Source organism: Kitasatospora sp. NPDC058478, assembly GCF_042720345.1.
Taxonomy (GTDB): Bacteria; Actinomycetota; Actinomycetes; order Streptomycetales; family Streptomycetaceae; genus Kitasatospora.
Map to the genome: position 1 here is coordinate 86,821 of NZ_JBHXML010000005.1, position 16,851 is coordinate 103,671.

17 protein-coding genes and 1 pseudogene are annotated in these 16,851 nt (G+C 70.1%); 12 read left to right on the plus strand and 6 right to left on the minus strand.

Annotation, left to right across the window (positions count from 1 at the left end; all coding sequences use genetic code 11):
• The first annotated feature begins 164 nt into the window (after window positions 1–164).
• The 7 genes from ACFWPT_RS04225 (at window position 165) to ACFWPT_RS04255 (ending at window position 6,178) form a co-directional block, all read left to right on the plus strand.
• Window positions 165–410, plus strand: coding sequence for a thiamine-binding protein (locus ACFWPT_RS04225; RefSeq protein WP_079136014.1), 246 nt, complete (start codon window positions 165–167; stop codon window positions 408–410).
• Window positions 407–787 carry a helix-turn-helix domain-containing protein gene (locus tag ACFWPT_RS04230; protein ID WP_380378546.1) on the plus strand — a complete coding sequence of 127 codons (381 nt, stop codon included), beginning with the start codon at window positions 407–409 and terminating at the stop codon, window positions 785–787. Before ACFWPT_RS04225 ends, ACFWPT_RS04230 begins: the two co-directional genes overlap by 4 nt.
• Before the next feature lie 274 nt (window positions 788–1,061).
• Window positions 1,062–1,565 carry a 2-oxo-4-hydroxy-4-carboxy-5-ureidoimidazoline decarboxylase gene (gene uraD, locus ACFWPT_RS04235; protein ID WP_380479445.1) on the plus strand — a complete coding sequence of 168 codons (504 nt, stop codon included), beginning with the start codon at window positions 1,062–1,064 and terminating at the stop codon, window positions 1,563–1,565.
• Between the two features lie 90 nt (window positions 1,566–1,655).
• On the plus strand, window positions 1,656–1,991 hold the full coding sequence (gene uraH, locus ACFWPT_RS04240) for a hydroxyisourate hydrolase (protein WP_063350005.1): 336 nt from the start codon (window positions 1,656–1,658) through the stop codon (window positions 1,989–1,991).
• Between the two features lie 32 nt (window positions 1,992–2,023).
• On the plus strand, window positions 2,024–2,944 hold the full coding sequence (gene pucL / locus ACFWPT_RS04245) for a factor-independent urate hydroxylase (RefSeq protein WP_380479447.1): 921 nt from the start codon (window positions 2,024–2,026) through the stop codon (window positions 2,942–2,944).
• A gap of 301 nt (window positions 2,945–3,245) precedes the next feature.
• The gene (locus ACFWPT_RS04250) at window positions 3,246–4,724 is read left to right on the plus strand and encodes a nucleobase:cation symporter-2 family protein (RefSeq protein ID WP_380479449.1); all 1,479 of its coding nucleotides are present in this window, start codon (window positions 3,246–3,248) and stop codon (window positions 4,722–4,724) included.
• Between the two features lie 68 nt (window positions 4,725–4,792).
• On the plus strand, window positions 4,793–6,178 hold the full coding sequence (locus ACFWPT_RS04255; protein ID WP_380479451.1) for an 8-oxoguanine deaminase: 1,386 nt from the start codon (window positions 4,793–4,795) through the stop codon (window positions 6,176–6,178).
• A 289-nt stretch (window positions 6,179–6,467) separates the two neighbouring features.
• Here ACFWPT_RS04255 and ACFWPT_RS04260 read toward each other — a convergent pair whose 3' ends face one another.
• Window positions 6,468–6,854 carry a gamma-glutamylcyclotransferase gene (locus tag ACFWPT_RS04260; RefSeq protein ID WP_079136011.1) on the minus strand — a complete coding sequence of 129 codons (387 nt, stop codon included), beginning with the start codon at window positions 6,852–6,854 and terminating at the stop codon, window positions 6,468–6,470.
• 153 nt (window positions 6,855–7,007) lie between these two features.
• Window positions 7,008–8,660 carry a malate synthase A gene (gene aceB / locus ACFWPT_RS04265; protein ID WP_380479454.1) on the minus strand — a complete coding sequence of 551 codons (1,653 nt, stop codon included), beginning with the start codon at window positions 8,658–8,660 and terminating at the stop codon, window positions 7,008–7,010.
• 188 nt (window positions 8,661–8,848) lie between these two features.
• Here aceB and ACFWPT_RS04270 point away from each other — a divergent pair, with 188 nt between their 5' ends.
• Window positions 8,849–9,646 (plus strand): IclR family transcriptional regulator, encoded by a 798-nt coding sequence (locus ACFWPT_RS04270; protein ID WP_079136010.1) that lies wholly within the window; start codon window positions 8,849–8,851, stop codon window positions 9,644–9,646.
• Window positions 9,647–9,830: 184 nt separating this feature from the next.
• Entirely contained in the window at window positions 9,831–10,451 is a 621-nt protein-coding gene (locus ACFWPT_RS04275) for a hypothetical protein (protein WP_159398545.1), read from the plus strand.
• Window positions 10,452–10,470: 19 nt separating this feature from the next.
• Here the strand turns inward: ACFWPT_RS04275 and ACFWPT_RS04280 are convergent, their stop codons facing one another.
• Together ACFWPT_RS04280 and ACFWPT_RS04285 are read right to left on the minus strand one after the other, a co-directional pair.
• Window positions 10,471–10,749, minus strand: coding sequence for a hypothetical protein (locus ACFWPT_RS04280; RefSeq protein ID WP_380378558.1), 279 nt, complete (start codon window positions 10,747–10,749; stop codon window positions 10,471–10,473).
• The gene (locus tag ACFWPT_RS04285) at window positions 10,746–12,080 is read right to left on the minus strand and encodes an esterase/lipase family protein (RefSeq protein WP_380479457.1); all 1,335 of its coding nucleotides are present in this window, start codon (window positions 12,078–12,080) and stop codon (window positions 10,746–10,748) included. The genes ACFWPT_RS04280 and ACFWPT_RS04285 overlap by 4 nt, the downstream gene beginning before the upstream one ends.
• Window positions 12,081–12,289: 209 nt before the next feature.
• On the opposite strand from ACFWPT_RS04285, the gene ACFWPT_RS04290 reads away from it, so the two are divergent.
• Window positions 12,290–12,619 (plus strand): MoaF N-terminal domain-containing protein, encoded by a 330-nt coding sequence (locus ACFWPT_RS04290; RefSeq protein ID WP_063349998.1) that lies wholly within the window; start codon window positions 12,290–12,292, stop codon window positions 12,617–12,619.
• 105 nt (window positions 12,620–12,724) lie between these two features.
• On the opposite strand, the gene ACFWPT_RS04295 is transcribed toward ACFWPT_RS04290, so the two are convergent.
• Complete coding sequence (locus ACFWPT_RS04295; protein ID WP_063349997.1) at window positions 12,725–13,867, minus strand: esterase family protein; 1,143 nt, start codon at window positions 13,865–13,867, stop codon at window positions 12,725–12,727.
• 211 nt (window positions 13,868–14,078) lie between these two features.
• A complete protein-coding gene (locus ACFWPT_RS04300) occupies window positions 14,079–14,699 on the minus strand; it encodes a TetR family transcriptional regulator (protein WP_380479459.1) in 621 nt (206 codons plus the stop codon).
• Between the two features lie 794 nt (window positions 14,700–15,493).
• On the opposite strand from ACFWPT_RS04300, the pseudogene ACFWPT_RS04305 reads away from it, so the two are divergent.
• Together ACFWPT_RS04305 and ACFWPT_RS04310 are read left to right on the plus strand one after the other, a co-directional pair.
• Window positions 15,494–16,642 (plus strand): annotated as a pseudogene (locus ACFWPT_RS04305) (reverse transcriptase domain-containing protein); the annotation flags it as partial.
• 85 nt (window positions 16,643–16,727) lie between these two features.
• A complete protein-coding gene (locus tag ACFWPT_RS04310; protein ID WP_380479546.1) occupies window positions 16,728–16,802 on the plus strand; it encodes a hypothetical protein in 75 nt (24 codons plus the stop codon).
• The last annotated feature ends 49 nt before the right edge of the window (window positions 16,803–16,851 follow it).

The window sequence follows — 16,851 nt, forward strand, 5'->3', positions numbered from 1 at the left end:
AAGCATCTCCGGCTCGGCGAGCAGGTGTCAAGACCGCCGCAACATTTTGTTGAAGAAGCCCGGACGCGAACCCGGAAACCCCCTCCCGCCGGCACCGCGGCCGTCGGATCGACCGGCCCCTGCCCGCCCGCACCGGCGCTCGCTACAGTGAGCACGTGCGATTGATGGTGGAGTTCACGACAGAACCGTTCGAACTGGACACGTTCCCCGAGCACGCCGCGGCGGCCCGCCAGGTCGTCGACGAGGCCGGCCTGGCCGTCTCGGTCGGCCCCTTCGGGACCGGCGCCGAGGGCGAGGCCGACCAGGTGCTCGCCGCGGTGACCAAGCTGCTCCGGGAGACCCTGACCGCGGGCGCGACCCGGATCTCGGTCCAGGTCAGCGTGCTCGGCGAGGAGGGCGGTACGCCGTGACCGAGCACGTGGAACACCCGCTCGCCCTGGCGATCAAGCCGCTGCTGGACGCCGTCGGCGCGGCGCCCGTCCGACTGGACGAGGCGAAGTCCGAGGACGTCGTCCTGGAGTGGGAGGGCGCCCCGGCGCTCGCCGTCCGGCTGCCGCACCTGAGCAGCGCCCTGGACCGGCTGCTGGCCGAGATGGCCCGCCAGTTCGACGGCCGCCCGCTGGCCGAGCTGGATCGCGGGGAGAAGCAGCGGGTCGTCGCCCTCCTGGAGGAGCGCGGCGCCTTCACCGTCCGCCACGGGGTCGAGACGGTCGCCTCGGCACTCGGCGTCAGCCGGTTCACGGTGTACAACTACCTCAACCGCCAGGACGGCTCGAAGCCCTCCTGACCCCGGTCGATCCCCCGGTCGATTCCTCCAGCACTTCCGCCAGGACCTCCGCCAGGACTTCCTCCTGACGGAAACCTTCCGAACGGACGGACCCCGCCGGCGCGGCCAGCCTGAACCAGCCCCCGGCGGGGCGCACTTGGCGAATCGCACACGAATCGCGCCGGCAACGGCGGCCGGTTCAAAACGTAACCACCAACCGTTCAACAAAGTGTTGACGGCCGGGTGGGGTGGATCTAGCTTGTGCGGGTGGCACCACTCTTCAGGAGGTCCACCCGTGACCAACCACCCCCACACCCTTGACGCCCTGGCCGCGGCCGACGCCGCGGACCTGGAAGCCGTTCTGCTGGAGGTCTGCTCCAGCCCCCACTGGGCCGCCGCCGTCGCGCGGGCCAGGCCCTGGCCCGACCGGGAGTCCCTGCTCACCGCCAACGCGGCGGCCATGGCCGGGCTGACGGTCGCCGACCTGCACGACGCGATGGCCGGCCACGCCCGGATCGGCAAGCCCAGGACCGGCGACGCCAGCTCGCAGCGGGAGCAGGCCGGCGTCCAGGGCGCGGACCGAGCCCTCCTCGACGAACTGCACGAGGCCAACGCCGCCTACGAGGCCAAGTTCGGCCACGTGTTCCTGATCTGCGCGACCGGCCTCACCGCGGCCACCATGCTCGCCGCCCTGCGCGAGCGCCACCCCAACGACGCCGCCACCGAGGCGGAGATCGTCCGGGGCGAACTGCGCAAGATCAACGACATTCGGCTCAATCGCCTGCTCGACGCATCCTGACTGGACCTGGCGAACCCCGACAGATCCTGACGGATCGTTAGAATCTGCTGACGAATGATCACCTCTGCCATCAGTAAGGTCACTTCACCCATGACTGGCATCTCCACCCACGTGCTCGACACCAGCCTCGGCCGCCCGGCCGAGGGCGTCCCGGTCGAGCTCGCACTGCACACCGAGGGTGGCTGGCAGGTGCTCGGCACCTCCGCCACGGACTCCGACGGCCGGGCCAAGGACCTGCCGGCCGTGGAGGCGGGCTCGGTCGTCCGGCTGCTCTTCGACACCCGCGCCTACCACGCGCTCAAGTCCGCGGAGCCGCCGTTCTTCCCCGAGGTCTCGATCGTCTTCACGGTCGCGCCCGCGCAGCACCACTACCACGTGCCGCTGCTGCTCAACCCGTTCGGATACTCGGTCTACCGCGGAAGCTAGTAGACCGACCTGGAAGCCCTAGGAGCCACGTCATGGCCCACGTGCTCGGTCAGAACCAGTACGGCAAGGCGGAGAACCGCATCGTGCGGGTCTACCGCGACTCCACCCGGCACGAGATCAAGGACCTGAACGTCTCGGTCTCCCTCCGGGGCGAGTTCGAGGACGTCCACCTCACCGGGTCGAACGCCAACTGCCTCCCCACCGACACCACCAAGAACACCGTGTACGCCTTCGCCAAGGAGCACGGGATCGAGTCGGCCGAGGCCTTCGGCATCATCCTGGCCCGCCACTTCGTCGACGACACCGAGCGCGGCGTCGTGCACAGCGCCCGGATCCGGATCGAGGAGTACGCCTGGGACCGGATCAAGACGCCGGACAACTCGGCCCGCTTCATCGGCTCGGAGGAGGTGGGCCACTCCTTCGTCCGCAACGGCCAGGAGACCCGCACCACCGAGATCGTCTACGACGGCGAGACCGTCCAGGTCGTCTCCGGCCTCAAGGACCTCATCGTCATGAACTCCACCAACTCGGAGTTCTGGGGCTACATCAAGGACAAGTACACCACCCTGCAAGAGGCGTACGACCGCATCCTCGCCACCCAGGTCACTGCTCGCTGGAAGTACGGCTACGACGGCCGGGACGACCAGGCCCAGCCCAACTGGAACCGCTCCTACACCCACGTGCGGCGGCACCTGCTGGAGGCCTTCGCCGAGACCTACTCCTACTCGCTGCAGCAGACCCTGCACTCGATGGGCACCCGGGTCCTCAACAACCGCGCCGAGGTCGACGAAGTCCGCCTGGAGCTGCCCAACAAGCACCACTTCCTCGTCGACCTGGAGCCCTTCGGCCTCAAGAACGACAACGAGGTCTACTACGCCGCCGACCGGATGTACGGCCTCATCGAGGGCACCGTGCACCGCGAGGGCGTCGCCCCGGTCATCCCCGTCGCCTGACCGCCCCACCCCCATGGACACCGCCCGGAATCGCCGCACCCGCCGGCCCCCGAACGCCGGCCGCGTCCGGGCGGGCCGCAGTACCCGCACCACCAGCCCCACCAGCACGATCTGCCCCACCAGCGCCACCCGTTCCACCAGTTTCTCCACCCCCACCCACCGGAGTTCGTGTCTGCCTCGCGGCGGCCGGCCCGGGGCACTGGAGAAGCGCCCCGAGGGACTCCTGCACCGCCGTCCCGCCCTCGGGGCAGCTCCAGCGCCGCGGGCGCGCCGGGAGTCACGGGCACAAGAGGGGCTCGACATGGCACCCAGCGACACCAGCAGTAAAGACGGCGGTTCCACCCCGGAAAGAACCCCTGGCCCGGACGGCACGTCGGCACACCTCCCCGGTGAGCCGTCCGGGCCCGGAACCCACCCCGTGGACGAGTTGCTGCCCCCGGTGAAGCTCTTCTCCACCGGACTCCAGCACGTCGCCGCGATGTACGCGGGAGTCGTCGCACCCCCGCTCATCGTCGGCGCCGGCGTCGGGCTCTCCCCCGCCGAACTCGCCCTGCTCATATCGGCCAGCCTGTTCACCGCCGGACTGGCCACCCTGCTCCAGACCCTCGGCATCTGGAAGATCGGCGCGCGACTGCCGTTCGTCAACGGCGTCTCCTTCGCGGGAGTCGCGCCCATGATCGCCATAGCCAAGGGCTCCATCGAAAGAACGGGGGGCCCGAAGGACGCCCTCCCGGTGATCTTCGGAGCGGTGATCGTCGCGGGGATCCTGTGCTTCCTCGCGGCACCGTACTTCTGCAAGCTCATCCGGTTCTTCCCCCCGGTCGTCCAGGGCACCGTGATCACCCTCATCGGGGTGTCCCTGCTTCCGGTGGCGGTCAACTGGGCGCGCGGCGGCTCGCCGGGCGCCCCCGGATACGGCTCCATGCGGGCCGTCGGGCTCGCCGCGATCACCCTCGTCGCGGTGGTGCTCTGCAACCGGCTGCTGCGCGGCTTCTGGCAGCAGCTCTCGTTGCTCATCGGCCTGGCGCTCGGCACCCTGATCGCCTTCCCGCTGGGCCTGGCCGACTTCGGCGCGGTCAAGGACGCGAAGGTCTTCGCGCTCCCCTCCCCTTTCCACTTCGGCGCGCCCGTCTTCGACGCCGCCGCGATCGTCTCGATGTGCATCGTCATGGTGGTCGCCATGACCGAGTCCACCGCCGACATGCTCGCCCTGGGCAAGATCGTCGAGCGCGAGGCCGACGAACCCACGCTCGCCGCCGGCCTGCGGGCCGACGGACTGGCCACCGCGCTCAGCCCCGTCTTCAACGGCTTCGCCGCCAGCGCCTTCGCCCAGAACATCGGGCTGGTGGCGCTGACCAGGATCCGCAGCCGCTTCGTGGTCGCGGCCGGCGGCGGCATCCTGATCCTGCTCGGGCTCTTCCCCGTGCTCGGGTCGCTCGTCTCCCTGGTACCGCAGCCCGTCCTGGGCGGCGCCGGGATCGTGCTCTTCGGCACCGTCGCGGCGAGTGGCATCCGCACCCTCGCGGAGGCCGGGATGGAGTCCAGCTCGAACACCATCCTGGTGTCCGTGTCGCTCGGCGTCGGCATCGTCCCCATCGCGGTGCCGACCTTCTACGACTCCTTCCCGGAGGCCGTCCGGACCCTGATGCACTCCGGGATCTCGGCCGGCTGCGTGATGGCCGTCCTGCTCAACCTGCTCTTCCACCACGTCGGAGCCGCCCGCCGGACCAGAACCGGCCAGGCCTCCGGCGCGACGGTGCCGACGGCGACACCGTCCTGACCGGCCCGGGAGGGGCGCACGCCGCGTGGCGCACGCCCCTCCCGGCCCTCCCCCATAGGAGTGACACCATGGCAGTCCAGCCCCCACCCGCCGACCAGCGGATCGTCATCGAGAACGTCGCGATCGCCACCGTCGACGCCCACGACACCGAGTACGCCCGCGGCCACGTGGTCATCCTCGGCAACACGATCGAGTCGGTCGGCGACGGACCCGCCCCGCAGTGGCTGGACAACGTGGTGCGCCGGATCAACGGCGGGGGCCACCTGATCACCCCCGGCCTGGTCAACACCCACCACCACTTCTACCAGTGGATCACCCGCGGCCTCGCCCAGGACGACATCCTCTTCGACTGGCTCGTCGCCCTCTACCCGACCTGGGCCCGGATCGACGAGAAACTCGTCCACGCCGCCAGCCAGGGCTCCGCCGCCGCCCTCCTCAAGTCCGGCTGCACCACCGCCTCCGACCACCACTACGTCTTCCCCAAGGACGGCGGCGACGTCCTCGGCGCCTCCATCGAGGCCGTCCAGGAGCTCGGCCTGCGGTTCACCGCGCTGCGCGGCTCCATGGACCGCAGCAAGAAGGACGGCGGCCTCCCGCCGGACCACGCGGTCGAGGAGCTCGACGACATCCTCACCGCCTCCGAGGCCGCCGTGGACACCTACCACGACTCCTCCTTCGGCTCGATGCTGCACATCGCCATCGCGCCCTGCTCGCCGTTCTCGGTCTCCACCGACCTGCTCCGCCAGTCCGCCGAACTCGCCCGCCGCAAGGGCGTCCGGCTGCACACCCACGGCTCGGAGACCGCCGAGGAGGAGCAGTTCTGCAAGGAACTGTTCGGCATGGGCCCGACCGACTACTTCGAGTCCGTCGGCTGGCTCGGCGAGGACGTCTGGATGGCGCACTGCGTCCACATGAACGACTCCGACATCGCCAAGTTCGCCGAGACCGGCACCGGCGTGGCCCACTGCCCCTCCTCCAACGCCCGGCTGGCCGCCGGGATCGCCCGCGTCCCCGACATGCTCAGGGCCGGCGTCCCGGTCGGCCTCGGTGTCGACGGCACCGCCTCCAACGAGTCCGGCGAACTCGGCACCGAGCTGCGCAACGCCCTGCTGATCAACCGTCTGCACGGCTCCCCGGCCGCCCTCACCGGCCGCCAGGCGCTGCGGCTGGGCACCATGGGCGGCGCCCGGGTGCTCGGCCGCCAGGACGAGATCGGCTCGATCGAGGTCGGCAAACTCGCCGACCTGGCGCTGTGGAAGATCGACGGCATCCTGCACTCCTCCATCGCCGACCCGGTCGCCGCCCTCACCTTCGGCGCCCTGCCGCCGCTGGCCGTGCTGTTCGTCAACGGCAACGCCGTCGTCGAGAAGGGCCAGCTGACCACCGTCAACGAGGACCGGATCGCCCGCGCCTGCGCCCGTGCCGCCAAGGAGCTCGCCGCCCGGCCGCTCTGACGCCCCGCCGCTGCTCCTCCACCCCTGAACTCCGGGCCGCCCAGGGACGGTGCGTGACCCGGACTCCGCAACCCGGCCTTCCCGGCCGGCGCGCGGACCGCAGCCCCGGACCCACGGCGAGGGTCCGGGCTGCGGCGTTCCCGGGGGTGGGTGACAAGTGACGGACAACAGCGAACAGATAACAGATGACGAAAGTTGTCATCTGTTATCTGTTCGCTGAAATCTGTTCGCCGTGATTCGCTTGCTGTGATCCGTCCGCTGTGGTGCGTCCGCTGCTACGCGCCCGGTCTCAGGCGGTGCGCCCGAGCGAGCCGAGGTAGGCGCGCCAGCCGCCGTGGTGGGTGATCTCGCGGTGCACCCCCCGCTCCACCTCACCGCGGGCGAGCAGCATCGACAGGCAGGCGGAGCCGTCGTCGAGCTCGATGACGCCGAGCTCCAACTCCCGCGGCTCGCCGGGGAGGATGACGTCACGCAGGTGCTCCAGGGTGATCTCGTAGAGCTCGCCCTCGATGGCCGTGTCGACCGCCGGATCGGCGAGCAGGCCCGGGCAGACGTCGTCGATCGAGAAGAAGCGGTAGCCGGGGGCCGTCCGGGCCGGGCCGATCAGCGAGTCGGCGACCTTGGCGTGGAACGGTCCGCCGACCATGGCCTGGCCGTTGAAGAAGATGCGGGGCACGGTTGAACTCCTTACCGGGTACCGGGAAAAGGCCGTTCCGCACGGCGACGAGAGGACAGGTGGAATCGTCGCCGTACGGAACGGAGCAATGGGCCGGCGGGACTGCTACAGCCTGGCAGGCAGCAGCGGCGGCGCCGGCGGATAGATTGGGGCTCAGCCCAGCAGGGGAAGCGCGGGGAGGGTCAGGAAGTCCGCGAACTCCTCGGCCAGGGCGACCTGTTCGAAGAGCTGGGCGGCCTCGCGCCAGCGGCCGCCGGCGTAGGCGTCCGCACCCAGCTCGGCCAGGAGTTCGGCCAACTCCGCGGCGACCAGGGCGCGGACGAGGTCCGCGGTGGCCTTCTCGCCGGTGTCGGACAGGACGACGCCGTTGTGGATCCACTGCCAGATCTGCGAGCGGGAGATCTCGGCGGTGGCGGCGTCCTCCATCATGTTGAAGATGCCGACCGCGCCGAGGCCGCGCAGCCAGGCCTCGATGTAGCGGATGCCGACCTGGACGGCGTTGTGCAGCCCCGCGCGGGTGCAGGTGCCGTCGGCGCCGGCGATGTCGAGCAGCTGGGTCGCGGTGACCGGCTCGGAGGGCCCGGGGTCGTCCTTCTGGTGGGGGCGCTCGCCGAGCACCGCGTCGAAGGAGGCACGGGCGACCGGCACCAGGTCCGGGTGGGCGACCCAGGAGCCGTCGAAGCCGTTGCCGGCCTCGCGGTCCTTGTCCGCCTTGACCTTCTCCAGGGCGGCGGCGTTGACCTCCGGGTCCCTGCGGCTGGGGATGAACGCGGCCATGCCGCCGATCGCGTGGGCGCCGCGCTTGTGGCAGGTCTGCACCAGCAGGCGGGTGTAGGCGGCCATGAACGGCGAGGCCATGGTGACGCTGTTGCGGTCCGGCAGGACGTACTGCTCGCCGGCGTCGCGGAAGTTCTTGACGATCGAGAACAGGTAGTCCCAGCGCCCGGCGTTGAGGCCGGCCGCGTGGTCGCGCAGCTCGTAGAGGATCTCGTCCATCTCGAACGCGGCGGTGATGGTCTCGATCAGCACGGTGGCGCGGACGGTGCCGTGCGGGATGCCGAGCGCGGCCTGGGCGTGGGTGAACACGTCGTTCCAGAGCCGGGCTTCGAGGTGGCTCTCGGTCTTCGGCAGGTAGAAGTACGGGCCGGAGTTGGGGTCCTCGGCGCCCTTGGCGAGCAGCCGGGCGGCGTTGTGGAAGAAGTACAGGCCGAAGTCGAGGAAGGCTCCGGCGACCGGGGTGCCGTCGACGAGCAGGTGGTTCTCGTCCAGGTGCCAGCCGCGCGGGCGGACCACGACGGTGGCGAGTTCGGCGGCGGGCTTGAGGGCGTACGCCTTTCCGGCGGGGGTGGTGAAGTCGATCCGGCCCTCGAAGGCGTCGATCAGGTTGATCTGGCCGCTGACCACGTTCTCCCAGGTCGGGGAGGTGGCGTCCTCGAAGTCGGCGAGCCAGATCCGCGCACCGGAGTTGAGGGCGTTGATGACCATCTTGCGGTCGGTGGGGCCGGTGATCTCGACCCGGCGGTCCTGGAGGGCGCGGGGCGCCTCGGCGACCTTCCAGTCGCCGGCCCGGACGTCGGCGGTGTCGGGGAGGAAGTCCAGCGTGCCGGCCCTGGCGATCTCCGCCCGGCGGGCCTTCCGCCCGGCCAGGAGCTCCTGTCGGCGCCCTTCGAAAGCGCGATGGAGGCCGACGACGAAGGCGACCGCCTCCGGAGTGAGCACCTCCTCCGCCCGGTGAACGCGCGGACCGGCGACAGTGACGACCGGAGCAGCGGGGGAGGCGCCGACGGGTCCCTGTTCTGTAGCCATGGGCAGGACACTCCTAAGCGGTTGAGCCTGGCGGAGGGAGCTCCGGTGGGAACTTCCTTGATCGGAACCCGCCTGTCGGCGAGTTCGATTCTGTAAGGTGGAGACTAGTTTCCGCGATACAGAATTTCAACGGTTTGTTGATGTGATCGCCGGGACTCTACTCCTCCCCGACAGCGAAGGGAACGCCGGTGGTTTCGACCCCCGACACAGCACCGACGACCAGCACGGACCGCGCGACCGGCGGTGTGCAGTCCGTCGAGCGCGCCTTCCAACTCCTGGAGGCGCTGGCCGACTCCGGCGGCGTGGCCACCCTCAGCGAGCTCTCCGCCAGCTCCGGCCTGCCGATGCCGACCATCCACCGCCTGGTTCGTACCCTCGTCCAGCAGGGCTATGTACGCCAGGACACCGCGCGTCGCTACACCCTCGGCCCGCGGCTGATCCGCCTCGGCGAGACGGCCGGCCGACTGCTCGGCAGCTGGGCCCGCCCCTACTTGGCCGAACTCATGGAGGCCACCGGCGAGACCGCCAACCTGGCGGTGCTGGAGGGCGGCGAGGTGGTGTACGTCGGGCAGGTGCAGTCGCGGCGCTCGATGCGGATGTTCACCGAGGTCGGCCGACGGGTGCAGCCGCACTGCACGGGCGTCGGCAAAGCGCTGCTCGCCCAGCTCCCCGAGGACGAGGCGCGCGCCATCCTGGGCCCCAACCCGCTGCCCGCACACACCGAGTACACCGTCACCGATCCGCAGGAACTGCTGCACCAGCTCGCCGAGGCGCGCGAGCGCGGCTACGTGGTCGACGACCAGGAGCAGGAGATCGGCGTCCGCTGCATCGCGCTCGCCGTACCGGGCGCACCGACGCCCACCGCCCTGTCGGTGTCCGGCCCGGAGGCCCGCATCCGGGCCCTGGAGGAGCAGACCGGCGCGTCCTCGCTGGTGCCGGTGATGCACCACATCGCGACCCGGCTGGGGCAGGTCCTCGCTCCCTGACTCATCGTCAGCACCCGTTTCACGCACGGGAAGTCGGTCCCGCCGACTTCCCGTGCGCGCGTTCCCCCGTTCGAGCGGACGCCGAGCGGGTTGCACCGGGCCCCGACGCAGGCTCCGCCACCCTGGTGCGGACGCGGCCCGCAACGGCGCGGGCGGCCGGAGCACAGGGACAGGGTGGACGACGATGACGTACAGGCGTTCGGCAGCGCGGGGCGGGTCCAACCAGGGCGGGCGCGGGCAGGGCGGGTCCGGGCAGGGCGGCAGGCTCTGCGGATTCCGCGCGGCCTCGCTGGTCGCGGCCGTGGCGGCCGGCTGTTCGGTGGCGACGCTGGCCGCCGGCCCGTCCTGGGCGCTGCGGCGGCCCGAGCCCCGGCCGGCGGTGGACACGGCAGCCCCCGCGGCGTCCCGCTCCGATCTGGAGGTGGTCCGGCTCGACCCGGACGCCGCCCCGCCCGGCGGCACCACCACCATCCACGCCTTCATCGCCAACCGCGGCCCGGACACCACCGCCGCACCGTTCACCGTGCTGGTGACGCTGCCACCCGGGGTCACCCCCGAGGGCCCGTACTACCCGGAGGACTGCGAGGTGCGGCTCAACGGCCGACAGGTGCGCTGTGTCTTCCCAGCCGGACTGCCCCCGCTGCGCAGCGCGACCGCACTGGTGCCGGTGAGGTTGTCCCCTGACCTGCCGATCGGCAGGCTCACCGGCGGCTCGGTCGCGGTGCGCGACGTGGACGACCCGGACGAGGGGAACAACCGGCAGCCGTTCGACATCACGGTGGTCGAGACGGCTCCCGGTTCCTGACCCGAAAGACCCGAAGGCCCTACCGGTACACGCGGACGCAGTCGGCGGCGAAGGTGATCGGGGCGATGCCCTGCGGCGCCGGGTGGTACTTCCCCGCACCGACCGACAGGTTGCGGATCAGGTACGCCGACCAGTTGGCGCCGACACCCTTGCCGTCCGAGAACACCTTGGCGCTCGCGTCGGTGTAGTACCTGGGGTTGCCGGGGCTGACGTGGTTGGTCGGCTCCAGCAGGTTCGGATTGTCGGGGTGGTACTCGAAGGAGTCGACCTCCCCGTTGTCCACGGGCCCACGGGTCAAGCGAGCCAGTTGTCGACCTGGCTCTCGGCCTCCGGTGCCCAGGCGAGTTCCAGGTGGTTGAGGCCGGTGAGCAGCCGGGTGCCGCCGATCGTCGCGATGCCGGTGGTGTCCAGTGCGCTCGCGGTGAACACGATGCCGTCGCTGGGCCCCCGGTTCTCGTTGAGCACGCCCGGGATGTCGGCGGACCCGCCCGCGAGCAGGTAGGTGCGCACCGACGCCGGGACACCCGCCTGTTGCAGCGGCGCGATCAGCGAACCGGCGTCGATCGCCGCCTGGATGCCCTGGCCGGAGGTGTAGAAGCCCTGGCCGCCGTAGTAGGTGGTCCACCAGTCCTGGGCGGTGCCGTCCACCCCGTACCGGCCGTCCCAGCGGGCGAGCAGCTGGCGCTGGCCCGGGTAGCAGTCGTAGCCGCCGGTGGGCAGCACGCCGAGGCAGGGTTGCGCGGTGTACGTGCCGTAGCAGGTCATGTACAGGTGCGGGGACGGCGCGTTGGCGGTGCCGCCGCAGGCCGGCCAGCTCGCGAGGTCGAACGACCAGCCGTGCGCGTACACGTAGTCGAGCCCGCCGTTCGGACCGCCGAGGGTGATCAGGCGGCGCACGTCGCCCGCGTAGGCCCGCCCCCAGGACGGGCGCACCGAGGACACGTACGCCCGGGCGGCGACCTCGCCCTTGCTCCACGCCACCACGTCCACCTGGGGGACGCCGAGGCGGGCCCGGATCAGCGCGACGGCGTCGCCGACGGCCTGCGCCTGGAGCAGGTTGTCGCCCTGCTTGTGGGCGAAACCGATGGCGAACACCCGGTGGCCGGTGCCGGCGAGGTACTGGGCGAGGCCGGTGGACGGGCAGGCGGAGGCACCGCAGGTGCCGCTCTCCCCCGGGTTCGCCCAGGCGCGGTCGGCGTTGTCGTTGGCGCCGTGGACCAGCAGCACGGGAGTCGGGCGGCTACCGGTGTCCCAGCCGGTCGCCGAGTACAGCAGGAAGCGGCTGGAGGAGGGCTGGCCGGTGCCGCCGAAGTACGTCCGGCGGGCGCCGTCCTGGTCGCCACGCCCGTCGGCCGGGTACTGCTCGGCGCGGAAGCCGGGGGTGGTGTCGAGGTAGCGCTCGACCTTGGCCCAGCCGTTGCCGGGGGCGGGGAAGGCGGCTTCGAGGGTGAGCGGGGCGGTGACCGCCTGGGCGGCGGTCCGGGCGGGGGCGGCCTGGGCGGCGGCCTCGGCGGGGGTGGGGGTGCCGAGGAGCAGCGCGGCGAGGGTGAGCAGGAGGGCGGACAGCCCGGCAGGGGTGCGTCTGATGGCGGTGGGGGTGTGCCGCACGGGAGTGGGGGTGCGTCTCATAGGGGTGGACGGTAGGACCGGCCGTCGGCGGGCTCCCAGGTGCCGGTCGCACACCCCGCAGGCCTGCGCGGTGGCGGCCGGTGCCGTGGCGCACCGCCCACGGGTGCGCCCACCCGGCTCACCGGGTCGGATAAATTGGAGCTCCGACATCTTCCGCAGTGCACAAGACCGCCGTGCACGGCCTCACAGGAACGAGGTACCGCCCCACCATGACCGCGCCCCTGCCCGCCTTCGCCGGCCGCACCTACCTCTTCCGGGCCGACAACGGAGCGGCCTTCCGCAACACCTACTCGGCCGACGGCAGGCGGCTGCGCTGGGAGGGCCTCGGCGAGTCGGCGGGCCAGTGGGAGGACGTGCGGCTGCACGTCGCCGAGGTGGCACCGGAGATCTACTTCATCAGCTGGACCGAGGAGAGCGGGATCACCGTCAGCCACGTGATGGACCTCGGCCGGCTGACGGTGCGCGCCTTCTGGACGTACGAGGGCGAGGGCGGCCGCGTCGGCGAGCTGCACACCGGGACGCTGGAGCGGGTGGCCTGAGCCTCGCCGCTCCCGCGCCCCTCGCTGTCCGCCGGCTCGCTCAAGCCGTCTGAGCAGACTGCCTGCTCAGACGGTCCGCTCAGACGGCCTGCTCAGGCGGTCTGCTCAGGCGGTCTGGTTCGGGACCTTGAGGTGCTGGGACAGCCACTCCAGCGAGGACGGCAGCAGCGCGCTCCAGGTCTCGAAGTTGTGGCCGCCGTTCTCCAGCATGCTGTAGGAGACCTTCATCGGGGACTGCGCGGCATCGACGAAGGCCTCGGTGTCGTGCCGGTAGTCGCCGTCGCCCTTCTTGGTGCCGGCCAGCAGCACGGACACCTTGGGCTGCGGCAGGTTCTTCAACCGCCACATCAGGTTGGCCTCGTCACGACGCTGCTTGCTGCCGCCGAACAGGTCGCCCGTGGTCGGGTCGTCGGCGGCGTCGTAGTAGGCGGAGAGCGCGACGGCGGTCGGAAAGACGTCCGGGTGGCGCATGGCCAGCTTGAGGGCGCAGTAGCCGCCGGTCGAGTTGCCCATGAAGGCCCAGGCCTGCGGGTCGGAGGAGACCCGGAAGCTCGCCTGGATCGCTGAGGGGACGTCCTTGGTGAAGTACGTGTCGGACTGCGCGCCGCCCGGGATGTCCTCGCACTCGGTGTCCTGCGGCAGGGCCGGCGAGGGGCGCATCAGCACCATGACGGTCGGCTGCATCTTGCCGTCCTGGAGCAACTTGAGTGCTGCGCCCGGGTAGTTGAACCGGGTGATCAGGTTCTCGGCGATCCCGGGGAAGCCGGTGCTGACGATCACCGCCGGGAACTGCCGCTGTGCGTACTCCGGTTGGAAGTACTGCGGCGGCAGGAAGACGTACCCCTCGGTGGACAGCCGGCTGGCCGCGCCGTCGATCCGCACCTTGCGGATCTCGCCGGACTGGCTGGGCTCGCGACCCATCGCGCCGCCGCCCTTGACGGAGGCGTGGCCGATCGTCTCCACGAGCAGCCGGCCGGACGCGTCCGCCTTGTTGTGGATCACCACCGGGCCGGTGTCACCGGTGCCCAGCAGGTCGCCCCAACTGCTGTAGAAGGCGAAGTAGTTGTTCGCCACCAGGCCGAGCGCGGCCAGCACCGCGAGCTGGGTGGCGAGCAGTGCGCCGATCCGGCCGAGCACCGCCTGCCAGGTCTGCTTGGCGAGTCTTGGCCACAGCCAGACCGTGCCGGCCGTCATCACGACGGCGATCAATACGGCCAGCGCCAACACCTTGTGGCTCGTCAGACCCATGTCCTACTTGCTCCCACGCCTCGAACTCCCCGCCCCCTCCGTCCAGGACATCCGAGGTGGTCACCCCGGTTCCCCCGCCGGGGCGCGCGATCACCCACCCTAACGGGGCCTGGGAGGAGGAACGGGTGACAGATGACAGCCGACAGATAACAGATAACAGATAACAGATAACGAAATCTGTCAGCTGTTATCTGTTCGCGGCCTGACGGGCTCAGCCCTCCCGCCCGTAGAGCCGCAGCCCCGCCGTGAGTTCGCGCATGCAACGCGCACCGAGCTCCCGCGGGGAGCCCGGGCCGGCCGTGGGGGCGTCCGAGGCGGCCCACTCCTCCAGCGCGACCCGGATCGCGGCCGTCGCCGCAGCGGCGGCCAGTCGGATCTCCAGCGGGTCGGTGCCACCCGGACAGCGGGCCGCGAGGACCGTCCGCAGCCGCTCCTCGGAGTCGGCGTGGACGCGCTGCCACGTGCCGTCGAGGCGCGGGTCACGCAGCAGGCTTCGAGTCCACTCCATCGCCTCGACCGCCTCGCCGTCGGGCGGGGTCAGCGAGGCGACCGCCGAGCGCTCCAACGCCTCGCGCAGCGGCAGATCGGCCGGGGCCTCGGCGAGCTGGTCGACCCAGCGGCGCCCACCGGCCGCCAGCAGTGGCGCGACGGCGTCCTCCTTGACGGAGAAGTACCGGTAGAAGGTGCGCAGCGAGATGCCCGCCGCGAGGGCGATCTCCTCGGCGGTGGTCGCCTCGGCCCCGCGCTCGGCGAAGAGCGCGGCGGCGGTGCGGGCGATGTCCAGCCGGGTGGCGTCGCGGCGGCGCTGGTTCAGGGTGGGGCGTCCGGTCACAGGGTCAGCGTACGCGGGCCGGTGCCACTGTGGCGTGGTGCGCCGAAGTGGCACTCAGAAGACTTATTGGCACGTCATGCCATAAAGGCGTACCGTGCCTCTTGAGGTCGAGAGGCCACGAACGAACGGAGTACCACCAGTGCGACACGAAGTCGCTTCGCCCAAGCAGACGACCTGCAAGAGGAAGGAGTGAACAGGTAGGCCGTCTCGGACCAGTGTCCAGGGTCCGTCCCCAGGCTCGCATGCGTCGCTGGCAACGGCGGGGTGTGAAGCCGAGCCGGTTAAGCCCAAGAGCGACCCGCGCCATCGGGTGGCAACAGGCGAAGGGGAAGGCCGGACGGGCTAATGAAAATGAACCCTTGATGACGTCCCGTTACTCCGAAGTCGCGTCGATGGCGACGTACTCGGCGACTGGTAGGACCTGGCGATGAAAGGCGCCGATCGGTCTCGCGTCCTTGGGAGATGCGGGATAGGACACCGATTGTCCCGGGGTTAAGAGGGAGCCCAACCCGGCCGCATCTTGACGAAGCGGAACGTGGAAACCCCGTTGGAGTCCGGCACTAGCCGGTAAGCCGGAGGCAACGAAGGCCCAACTCTTCAGCGGGACAGGATGATCCGAGAAGCGAATGCTGGTAGGGCGAAAGCCCGGAGGAAAACAGGGTGGGCCTCCTCACTCACCCTGCATAACTCGCCGGATACGGGACTCAGTTTCCCGGCCCGAAAGGGAGCCCACGCGGATCAGGTGGACCTGTGAAGTGAAACGGCAAGGAAGCCGGAACCGAAGGACAAGTTAGATGCCGGAGGCAGGTGTGGCAACGAAGGCAGTGACGTCGGGGTCTCCCGCTCCCGTGAACGGACCCGAGGACTACGCGCAGGCATGGCACGGCATCGACTGGGCCAAGACCGAGGCGACAGTACGGCGACTGAGGCAGCGAATCTTCACGGCAGCGAAGGAAGGGGACCTCAAGAAGGTCCGGAACTTGCAGAAGCTCATGCTGCGATCGCACTCGAACACGCTCGTGAGCGTCAAGAGGGTGACACAGCAGAGCCAAGGCCGCCGGACGGCCGGCATCGACCAGGAGGTCATCCTGACTCCGCGTGAGCGGGGCATGGTGGCCGCACAGATCTCTTCAGAGACAAATCCTGGTCGCGCCAGACCTGTTCGGCGCGTGTACATTCCCAAAGCCAACGGGAAGCAGCGCCCACTCGGAATCCCGGTCATTCGTGACCGGATTCGCCAGGCCCGCGTGAAAAATGCGCTGGAGCCGGAGTGGGAAGCCCGGTTCGAGCACAGGAGCTACGGCTTCCGTCCGGGCCGGGGCTGTCATGACGCCATCGCGCAGATCTTCATCGCCGCAGGGAAGAAGAACGCCCGGCGGCTGTGGGTGCTCGATGCCGACCTGACAGCGGCCTTCGACCGGATCTCTCACGACCACCTGATCAGCAGCCTGGGAACCTTCCCTGCCAGGGAAGCCATCCGAGGCTGGCTGAGGGCCGGGGCGATGGATCGCGGCCGGTTCGCGCCAACTCTTGAGGGCACTCCTCAAGGTGGCGTGATCAGCCCGCTGCTGTTGAACGTTGCTCTGCACGGTATGGAAGAAGCCGCAGGCTGTCTCTCCGAGAAGAATGGAACAACTCGGCGAGACGCCTCGATTCCGGTCCGGTACGCGGACGACTTTGCAGTGTTCTGTCACAGCGAAGAACAAGCGCACAGGGCCAAGGAGGATCTCGCTCGGTGGATGGCCAGCCGGGGAGTCGCCTTCAACGAGGAGAAGACGCAAGTCGTCCACCTGGAAGAAGGATTCGACTTCCTCGGATTCAACATCCGCCGCTACAGCGGGAAGCTGCTGATCATGCCGAGCAAAAGCGCGGTCAAGAGGGTCCGTAAACGCCTCCGCGACGAGATGCTCGCTCTCAGAGGGGCAAACGCCGGTGCGGTGACGAGAAAGCTCAACCCCATCATCAGAGGCTGGGCAACCTACTACCGGACTCGTGTCCAAGAAGACCTTCCAATCCTTGGACCACTACGTGTGGAAGCTCACTTACAAGTGGGTCCGGCACACACACCCGAAGAAGCCAGTGCCCTGGTGCTTAGCCAGGTAATTCGGCCAGTTCAACTCGACCAGGCGTGACAAGTGGATATTCGGTGACC